Origin of the sequence: Pseudovibrio sp. POLY-S9 (genome assembly GCF_001431305.1) — a bacterium.
In the GTDB taxonomy this organism is placed as follows: domain Bacteria; phylum Pseudomonadota; class Alphaproteobacteria; order Rhizobiales; family Stappiaceae; genus Pseudovibrio.
This window is the reverse complement of record NZ_LCWX01000248.1, coordinates 1-9,721: the sequence shown is the minus strand read 5'-3', so window position 1 is coordinate 9,721 and position 9,721 is coordinate 1. Positions and strand designations below refer to the sequence as shown.

Below are 9,721 nucleotides of genomic sequence, written 5' to 3'. Positions count from 1 at the left end.
CTGGCAGCCGGGCAAAAAGGCCTTTCCATTGCGTTCGATCTGGCAACCCACCGCGGGTATGACAGTGATCACCCACGCGTTGCCGGTGATGTGGGCATGGCGGGTGTTGCCATTGACTCCATCTATGACATGCGCACGCTCTTTTCCGGCATTCCACTGGACAAGATGAGTGTGTCCATGACCATGAACGGTGCGGTTCTGCCCGTTATGGCGCTTTACGTGGTGGCTGCCGAAGAGCAAGGCGTGCCTTCTGAGAAACTTTCCGGGACCATTCAGAATGATATTCTGAAAGAGTTCATGGTGCGGAATACCTATATTTATCCGCCCGTGCCTTCCATGCGCATCATCTCCGATATTTTTGCCTATACATCGGAAAATATGCCGAAATTCAACTCGATCTCCATTTCCGGTTATCACATGCAGGAAGCGGGTGCGACGGCTGATCTGGAGCTGGCCTTTACCATTGCGGATGGCATTGAATATGCCCGCGCTGGTGTAGCTGCGGGCATGGATATTGATGCTTTTGCCCCTCGCCTGTCCTTCTTCTGGGCGATTGGTATGAACTTCTTCATGGAAGTTGCCAAACTGCGTGCAGCACGTCTGATCTGGGCGAAGCTGATGCAGGAGAACTTCCAGCCGAAGAACCCGAAGAGCCTGTCGCTGCGGACACACTCGCAGACCTCCGGCTGGTCTTTGACGGCACAGGATGTGTTCAACAACGTCATCCGCACCACCGTTGAAGCTATGGCAGCAACACAGGGACATACGCAGTCTCTGCATACCAACGCTTTGGATGAAGCTTTGGCGCTGCCGACGGACTTTTCTGCTCGGATTGCCCGTAACACTCAGCTGTTCCTGCAGCAGGAAAGCGGTACTACCAAGACCATCGATCCATGGGGTGGCTCCTACTATGTTGAGCGCTTGACCGCTGATCTGGCTTCCAAAGCACTGAAGCACATTGAAGAGATTGAAAGCCTTGGCGGTATGGCGAAAGCCATTGAGAAAGGCATTCCGAAGCTTCGCATTGAGGAAGCTGCTGCAAAAACGCAGGCCCGTATCGACAGTGGTCATCAGACTGTTGTGGGTGTGAACAAGTTCCGCCCTGACCGCGAAGAAGAACTTGAAGTTCTGAAAGTGGACAATGAAGAGGTTCGCGCCAAGCAGATTGAGAAGTTGAAGCGTTTGCGTGAAGAGCGCAACGAAGAGGAAACTCAGGCCGCGCTTAAGGCTCTTGAGGATGCAGCTCGCTCTGGCGAAGGCAATTTTCTTGACCTTTGCGTAAAGGCTGCGCGTGTAAAAGCTTCTGTTGGCGAAATGTCTCTGGCAATGGAAAATGCGTTTGGTCGCCATAAAGCGGAAATCAAATCCATTGCTGGCGTTTATAAGCGCGAGGTTGGTGAAATGTCTGAGAGCATCTCCAAAATTGAGCAGCTGGTTGAGGCGTTTGAAGAAAATGACGGTCGCCGCCCGCGTATTCTTGTTGCCAAGATGGGACAGGATGGTCATGACCGTGGGCAGAAGGTGATCGCCTCTGCCTTTGCTGACCTTGGCTTTGATGTAGATATCGGCCCCTTGTTCGCCACACCTGAAGAAGCAGCCCGTCAGGCGGTTGAAAACGACGTACATATCGTTGGCGTTTCCTCCCTTGCCGCAGGTCACCTCACCCTCGTCCCTGCTTTGAAGAAAGCACTGGCTGATGAGGGACGCGAGGACATCATGATTGTTGTGGGCGGCGTTGTGCCTCCGCAAGATTATGATGAACTCTATGCGTCTGGTGCCTCAGCGATCTTCCCTCCGGGGACTGTAATCTCCGAGGCCGCCGAAGGGCTCATCCACGAACTCAACGGCAAGCTGGGCTACGAGCCTCAGCAAGCGGCAGAGTGAGCGCCGATAGGCACTCCCGCAGTTGATGACCATTTATAGCTAAGCCTGAAGGCGAGACTTTTGTTCTCGCCTTCAGGCTCTTCAACATCGCTGAACCCTATCGGTGGATAGGCAAGTCAGCTTTGCCCGAACACCTCCCCCAAAATTCGTTATCTTCTGCTGCGCCAGATGGTCGTGACAGACCGGCTGTCAGATGCGTGCGATCTGTGTGCAATGAACCCTTAATGAATAAAGCTCATACAGGTGAGGTAGAAAGAGCAGGTCTCCTTCCATAATAGAACTTCCAGTCATGAGGCGAACAACAATGTTTAAAGAAGCTCTTGAACTCGGTGGTTTAGCGGTCGTTACTGGTGCAGCAAGTGGTGTCGGCAAAGCATCTGCCCTTCGGTTTGCTCAACAGGGGTTAGGTGTAGTTCTTGCAGATCTGCCCGGCTCCCGACTTGAGGAAGCTGTAAAAGATGTTCGCGCTGTTGCTTCCAGTTCTGCGAGCGTGTTTGGCGTTCCTACAGATGTCTCTGATGAGAGCCAGGTGAAAGCCTTGGCCGACAAAGCCTTTGAAGCTGGTGATGTGGCCGTTCTTATGAACAACGCCGGGATTGAAATTCCATCTTCAAGCTGGGGTGAGATGGAGAACTGGCGGAAGCTCATCTCGGTCAATCTGTTTGGTGTAATCCACGGCGTTCATGCTTTCCTGCCGCGCATGGTGGACGCAAACCGCCCGTCTGTTGTGATCAACACAGGCTCGAAACAAGGGATCACGACACCTCCCGGCAATCCTGCCTACAACACGACCAAGGCAGGCATAAAAGTCATAAGTGAACAGCTTTGCCATGAGCACAGAGAGGCTAATGCGCCTATTTCAGTACATCTCTTTGTACCAGGCTTTACTCACACGGGTATAAACATGGCCCAATATCCAGATAAGCCGAAGGATGCGTGGACCAGCGAGCAAACGGTTGACTACTTCTTCCAGCGTATGGCTGAGGGTGACTTTTACATTCTGTGCCCTGATAACGCTGTAGACTCCAACACCGACAAGCTACGGATCGCCTGGGCAGCTGGTGATATTATCGAAAACCGTCCAGCTCTTTCACGTTGGCATCCAGACTATTGCGAAAAGTTTGCCAGTTTCCAGAAAGCTGGGAAGATCAGGTAGTCTTTGATAGCTGGTGCATTGTAGACACCAGCAACTATTAATTGCATAAACCTCGATGTTGAGTAGGAAATATTAGCACCAGATCTGTCGGAATGATTTTTTCAATTCCAATGGGATAGCGTTGAAATTTAACTTTAGGTATTTTCTGTAATGAACCAGCGTTCCTTGCAAACGGCACCTCATCTTTTTGATTTGTTTATTGTCGTACTGTCAATATATGTAATCGCTGCACTGCTTATCCAGGAAGCAATGCAGCTTGACGCGGATACCATTATTCTACTGATTTACGCAGATACTGTAATTTGCGGTGTCTTCTTCATTGATTTTCTTGTCCGTTTCATAAAGGCAGAAAGGAAAGGCGATTTTATGAAATGGGGCTGGATCGACCTCATTTCGAGCATCCCATTGGTAGACCCTCTACGATACGGACGCATTATCAGGCTCTTCAGAATAATTCGCGCAATCCGTGCTTCCCATACCATTGTACGGCACATCTTTAACAAGAGAACAAACAGCATTCTTACTCTTGTGTTCATCAGTTCCATCCTGATGGTCATCCTTGCTGCAGTTGCTATTCTCCAAGTAGAGAAAAACATGGAAGGTGCAAATATTCTCAGTCTGAGAGATGCCATCTGGTGGGCATTCGTTACCATCACAACAGTGGGCTATGGAGATTTCTTTCCTGTTTCACCCGTAGGTCGTGTGATCGCAGCTTTTTTGATGACTGTTGGTGTTGGTATGTTTGCCTCCTTGACAGGTACAATCGTTGCTAATCTCTTCGTCAATGAGAGCGAAGACGCGGGCAACAAAGATTTACAAGTTCTGGAGGCAAAACTTGACGCGCTTCACGCTGAATTGACCGAGATGAGACGTGAGGTAAGCAAGCAAAAGAGAGTTCACGTCCCAGACTAATTTGGCTACCACTGGATTTTGTAAGATCCTTTCCTACATGAGATAAGCGCCCATACGTTTCATGGGCTCGGGCACTTCGATCATAGCTTGTTGGTTTTGATTGAACGGATTGATGTGTGTCTGGCTGAGGGCCATGGCACGGATTTGAGGATGACATATGCTTACTACGACCACTAACACTCTCGATGGCAAAGAGATTTCCGACTACAAGGGAATTGTTCATGGTGAAGCAATTCTGGGTGCGAACGTCTTTAAGGACCTGTTTGCCGGTATTCGCGATATCGTCGGTGGTCGTTCCGGCGCCTATGAGGGGGAGTTGAAGAAAGCCCGTCAGATTGCGCTGCATGAGATGACTGAGGAAGCGGCTCGCTATGGCGCAAATGCTGTGATTGGCATCGACATCGATTATGAGACTGTTGGCAGCAACGGTTCTATGCTGATGGTGACCGCAACCGGTACTGCTGTCACCTACCGCTAACGCGTTTTTCTTTGCGTATCCTTCCTGAAGAACTGGCGCAGGGTTCTGCTCTGCCCCACAACTTCTCCAAGTCGCTGACTTGCAAAGAGGCGTCATCTGTTCAAGGTTGGCAGGAGAGATTCTTCTGACCGGATTTATTTGAATGAATGCACGCCTCGCTTCTTCCAGAGACAACATTGATGATCTTGCCGAGCGGTTGCTGAATGGGCAGCGTGCTGCGCTTGCTCGTGGCATAACGCTTGTTGAATCCAAGAAGCCAGCGCATCGTGAGCAAGCCGAAGCGCTGCTGACCAAGGTGATGGGCTCCACCGGAAATGCATTCCGCATTGGCATCACTGGCGTTCCGGGCGTTGGCAAGTCCACCACCATTGACACCTTTGGCTCCAATCTCACAGCAGCCGGACACAAAGTGGCCGTGCTGGCTGTTGATCCCTCTTCAACGCGAACTGGCGGCTCCATTTTGGGTGATAAGACCCGCATGGCGCAGTTGGCTATAGATCGTAATGCCTTCATCCGTCCTTCTCCTTCAGCCGGCACACTTGGTGGTGTTGCTGCCAAAACCCGCGAGAGCATGCTTTTGTGTGAGGCGGCTGGGTTTGATGTGATCCTGGTTGAGACTGTGGGCATCGGGCAGTCCGAGACGACCGTTGCGCAGATGGTTGATTTCTTTCTCGTGCTGATGCTGCCGGGTGCTGGGGATGAGCTGCAGGGGATCAAGAAAGGCGTGCTCGAGATTGCCGACCTTATTGCCGTGAACAAGGCAGAAGGTGACGGGCTGCTGCGGGCGCGGTCTGCGGCATCTGAGTATCGTGCCGCCCTCAATATTCTTGCGCCACGTTCCAAGCACTGGTCTCCCCCTGTTCTGACGGTTTCCGGCCTTGCCAATGAGGGCCTTGATGAGGTGTGGGGACAGCTCGGCATCTTCAAAGAACGGATGCAGGCGAGTGGTGACTGGGACAGCAAACGTGCGGAGCAACAACTTGCATGGATGTGGGGCTTGCTGAACGAGAAGCTTCAGGCGGCTTTGAAGGCGAACCCGGACATTCAAGCGGCGCTGCCTGATGTTGAAAGCGCGGTGAAATCCGGCAATCTGCCAGCAACGGCTGCGGCGAGTAAGCTGGCGAGCTTGTTCGGCATTTAAACCAGCGTTGGGGGACAAGATGACTGAGGATCCAGAGAGACTTTCACGTCGTGCCCTGCTTGGTGCTGGTGTCATTGCCGGAGCTGGAACGCTTGTGGCTGCTCAGGACGCGCAGGCGGCAACGCCTTTGAGACCGGTGATCGCGGAGTTTCCTGCACCTCCTTTGCAGCAAGATGTCTCTGATGCGCTGCAAGCCGCAATGAATGAGACCGCAGCGCAAGGGCAGATCCTTCAGCTTGGTGCGGGCAATTTCTTCTGTTCAAACCTCTCTCTGCCCAGTGGGCTGAGCTTGCGCGGCGTGCCCGGACATACACGCCTGGTGCTTAATGGAAATGGCCCTCTTCTGCAGGGTATTCAGGGTGATCGTATTTGCCTGAGCGATCTTATTTTTGATGGCAATGCCCTCTCTCTTTCTGAAGAGGCTTCAGCGCTGCTGTGGTTTTCTCAGTGTGAACGGCTTGATCTCAGCTCCTGCGAGATAACCAAGAGCAGCAAGTCTGGTCTGGTGCTGGAGCAGTGTTCAGGCTCTGTTATTGATAACCACATACACGCAATCGGAGATGTTGCTCTGCTCAGCTACAATGCTAGTGCACTTCGGATTGAGGGGAATATCGTTTCTGATTGTGGCAATGGCGGTATTCTGGTGCATCGGTGGTCAGAAGGGCATGATGGCTCGATCATTGCGGGCAACCAAATCTCCAACATCGCGGCACTAAATGGTGGGACCGGCCAGAATGGCAATGGCATCAATGTGTTTAGGGCGGATAATGTCACCATCTCCAACAACAAGGTGAGTGACTGCAAGTTCTCAGCAATCAGAGCCAATGCTGCGTCTAATGTTCAAGTGCTTGGAAACACCTGCCATCGTTCTGGCGAGGTGGCTTTGTTTGTCGAGTTCGGTTTTCAGGGCGCTATTGTCAGCAATAACCTGATTGAAACAGCGGCTAACGGGATTTCCATTACCAACTTCCGTGAAGGTGGACGTCTTGCCGTGTGCTCCAACAATGTACTTCGGGACATCACCGGCACGGGGCCTTATGAGAAGGACAATCCTACCTTTGGGGTTGGTATTGCGGTTGAGGCGGACACTAGTGTGACTGGCAATGTTATCGAGGATGCACGGATCATTGGCATCAATCTGGGTTGGGGACCGTATATGCGGAACCTTATTGCAGCTCAGAATAGTGTGCGCTCAGCCCCTGTGGGCATTGCCGTCAGCTTTGCGGCTGACAAGCAGAGTGCGCTTATTTCCCAGAATATCATTGCGGGCTGCCCCGTGAATATCGCTGGCTTCAAGTGGGATGAGCAGGTGAGCGAGGATCTGGCGATTTCAACGGAGGATCTGCCACACTTCATTCGCGTGACAGACAATCTTGTCAGTGCAGCTTAGGTGGAGACGGCAGGAAGTGGACTTCCAGCCCTACATCATCACATGGCGTTCAACAGACGCTTGAAGTCTGCAACGGGGCGCACTTCGCCAACGAGAACATCGCGGCGGTTCTTCAGTTGCTGGTGTTCCCAGGCGTTCAGGCCTTTTTCCTCATCATCGGAAATATCCAGAAGCGATCTGATGGTGGATGCCATCATCACTTCTGCACCTCGTACGGAGCCGTCTTCACATTTCAGCGTTACGCCGAAGCCTAGTTCTGGCAGGGCTGCACAGAAGACACCTTCTGCACCCACTTTCACGAAGACGCGGCCTTTGAAGATGTCCATGATCTCGGTACAGAAGCGGTTTTTACCTGCGACCATGTATGGCTCGTTGACGCACGCCTCGTAGAGCGTTTCTGCTGCACTGGCGCGGACCGGGTCAAGACCAACACCTGTTGCGAAACGAGCGAAGGCCAGCGCTGTTTTCTGCTGGTCCATGGCGTAGGTCGGGATGGAGCACCCATCTGTGCCACATACATCACGTGCCAGAATACCACCGCTCATCTGTTCCAGAACGTTGCGGATTTCCATCTGAACAGGGTGATCAAAATCGATGTAGTTTTCGGTTGGAATGCCGAGGGTCTTGGCCATGGCCAGGAAACCGGCATGCTTGCCAGAACAGTTGTTGTGCAGCTGGCATGGGCTGTCATCGGTCTTCACAAGGCCGACGCAATCATCCATGTGCTTTGGCCATTGCGGGCCACACAGCAGGTCTTCTTCTGTCAGGCCTGCTTTGAAGAGCATGATACGTGCGGAGTTGGCATGGGTCTCTTCGCCGTTATGGGAGGCGCAGGCCAGTGCCAGTTCAGCATCGTCAAAATCAAGAGCTTCAGCCGCGCCGGATTCCACCATTGGAATTGCCTGAAGAGCTTTGATTGCGGAGCGCGCAAAGATGCCCTGCTCCACGTCACCTGCGCTGAATGCCAGCTTACCATCGGCATCAACAATAGCGATTGAACCACGGTGACGGCTCTCGACAGTGGTGCCACGTGTCACTTCAACGAGTACGGGATTATCCATTCACTCAAACTTCCAAGGGTTGGATTACAGGCTAATTGATTATTTGCGGAAGGCTGTCAGTCGTCCTTGCCTGACCAAGCAGCTCCGGTTTGTTGTCGTCTGCATACTCTATTTTTGAGCGCAGAGCTACTTTTGCGAATTTGTCTTTATTTTTACGCGGTTTCCCAAAAGCCAGAACTGCTTATTAGTGAAGCAGCGTCTTCAGTTTGGCGCGAGCTCTTATGAAACCGCCAGTTCTCCCATCCAGACGCGCAAACGGCCCAGAGCTTCTTGCAGGACTTCATCTTTTTTGCAGAAACAGAACCGGACGAAGGTTTGCGGGCCTTTGGTACCGTAAAATGCTGAGATCGGAACGGCAGCAACGCCTGCCTGTTCCACCATTTTCTGGCAGAACTCCACGTCATTGCCTTTGAAGCCAAGTGAGGAGAAGTCGCAGGTGACAAAGTAGGTACCTTCGCACGGCAGCACCTTAAAGCCCATGTCTTCCAGTGGTTTGGAGATCAGGTCACGCTTTGCTCTCAGGTCGTCTTCCAACGAGGTGTAATAGTCATCTTCTTTGCTCAGGCCGTAGGCGACTGCTTTTTGCAGGTTTGGCGGTGTGGTGAAGGTGATGAACTGGTGCGCTTTGGCAATTGGTTCCAACAGGTTTGGAGCGGCTGTGATGTAGCCGACTTTCCAGCCTGTCAGTGAAAACGTTTTGCCCGCAGAGCTGATGCGGATGCAGCGATCACGCATCCCCGGAAGGGTCATGAGTGGTTTGTGCTTGTCGTCGGAAAAGACGATGTGCTCGTAGACTTCATCGCAGATCGCATAACAATCAAACTCCAGGCACAGGTTTGCAATGAGTTGTAGTTCCTGCGTGGAGAAGACCTTTGCGCTTGGGTTCATTGGGTTGTTGAGCAGAATGGCCTTTGTTTTGCTGGAGAACGCCTGGCGCAGTGTCTCTTCGCGCAGCTCCCAGTTTGGCGGTGTTACCTGCACGAAGACCGGGGTGGCGCCTGCCCGTTTGACCAACGAGAGATAGCAGTCGTAAAGCGGCTCAATCAGGATGACTTCATCACCTGGCTCAACCAGCGCACAGATGCTGTCTGCCAGCGCTTCAGTGGCGCCTGAGGTGACGAGTACTTCGCTCTGCCAATCTACATCCAGATCATAGAAGCGCTTGTTGTTGTCCGCAACGGCCTGTCGCAACGCCGGGACGCCCAACATAGGCGGGTACTGGTTAGGTCCTTCCATCAAGGTGTCAGCAGCAACCTGTCTCACATCCTGCGGGCCGTCTACATCCGGAAAGCCCTGCCCCAGATTGATGGCCTGATGCTCCATTGCCAGACGCGACATGCGCTCAAATACCGTTGTTTCTATTCCGGTAAATACTGAGTTTGTCGGTTTCATCCGGGGTGCTCCTTGCCTGACACGCTTCTTCGCAGGACGACAAGCTAACGATTAGGCGGCATCCTGCAAAGTCTGCATTAGATGCATTTCCTGCGTATTTCCACATAAAGCGGTTTCATCTATTGCGGATTTTTGTGCTCAAACCGTTTCTCAGGTTTCAACGATACGCTTTGGAAATGCAGAAGCACCTGTAGCACCACATGACCCCTCATGCAGTGTTGAACCAGAGTTCCCGGAAGTCGGGATGAGCAAGGCGGTAGGCAATACCTGCGCTACTTGTTTAAAAATGTTTCTTCAGCATTGGCTA

At 52.3% G+C, this 9,721-nt stretch carries 8 protein-coding genes; 6 read left to right on the top strand and 2 right to left on the bottom strand.

Annotated features, from left to right (window positions below):
- From scpA to PPL9_RS28240, 6 genes are all read left to right on the top strand, one after another.
- On the top strand, positions 1-1,884 hold a 1,884-nt coding region (gene scpA / locus PPL9_RS28265; RefSeq protein WP_244273497.1), incomplete at its 5' end, for a methylmalonyl-CoA mutase.
- 304 nt (positions 1,885-2,188) lie between these two features.
- A complete protein-coding gene (locus PPL9_RS28260; RefSeq protein ID WP_057465851.1) occupies positions 2,189-3,040 on the top strand; it encodes an SDR family NAD(P)-dependent oxidoreductase in 852 nt (283 codons plus the stop codon).
- A 150-nt stretch (positions 3,041-3,190) separates the two neighbouring features.
- On the top strand, positions 3,191-3,952 hold the full coding sequence (locus tag PPL9_RS28255) for a potassium channel family protein (protein WP_082597152.1): 762 nt from the start codon (positions 3,191-3,193) through the stop codon (positions 3,950-3,952).
- A gap of 157 nt (positions 3,953-4,109) precedes the next feature.
- A complete protein-coding gene (locus tag PPL9_RS28250) occupies positions 4,110-4,430 on the top strand; it encodes a heavy metal-binding domain-containing protein (RefSeq protein ID WP_057465850.1) in 321 nt (106 codons plus the stop codon).
- 142 nt (positions 4,431-4,572) lie between these two features.
- Entirely contained in the window at positions 4,573-5,571 is a 999-nt protein-coding gene (meaB, locus tag PPL9_RS28245; protein ID WP_057465849.1) for a methylmalonyl Co-A mutase-associated GTPase MeaB, read from the top strand.
- 19 nt (positions 5,572-5,590) lie between these two features.
- Positions 5,591-6,961: a TIGR03808 family TAT-translocated repetitive protein gene (locus tag PPL9_RS28240; RefSeq protein WP_057465848.1), complete on the top strand. Its 1,371-nt coding sequence runs from the start codon at positions 5,591-5,593 to the stop codon at positions 6,959-6,961.
- Positions 6,962-6,999: 38 nt separating this feature from the next.
- On the opposite strand, the gene PPL9_RS28235 is transcribed toward PPL9_RS28240, so the two are convergent.
- Both PPL9_RS28235 and PPL9_RS28230 read right to left on the bottom strand, forming a co-directional pair.
- Positions 7,000-8,022, bottom strand: coding sequence for an asparaginase (locus PPL9_RS28235; protein WP_057465847.1), 1,023 nt, complete (start codon positions 8,020-8,022; stop codon positions 7,000-7,002).
- A gap of 219 nt (positions 8,023-8,241) precedes the next feature.
- The gene (locus PPL9_RS28230) at positions 8,242-9,414 is read right to left on the bottom strand and encodes an aminotransferase (protein WP_057465846.1); all 1,173 of its coding nucleotides are present in this window, start codon (positions 9,412-9,414) and stop codon (positions 8,242-8,244) included.
- Between the last annotated feature and the right edge of the window lie 307 nt (positions 9,415-9,721).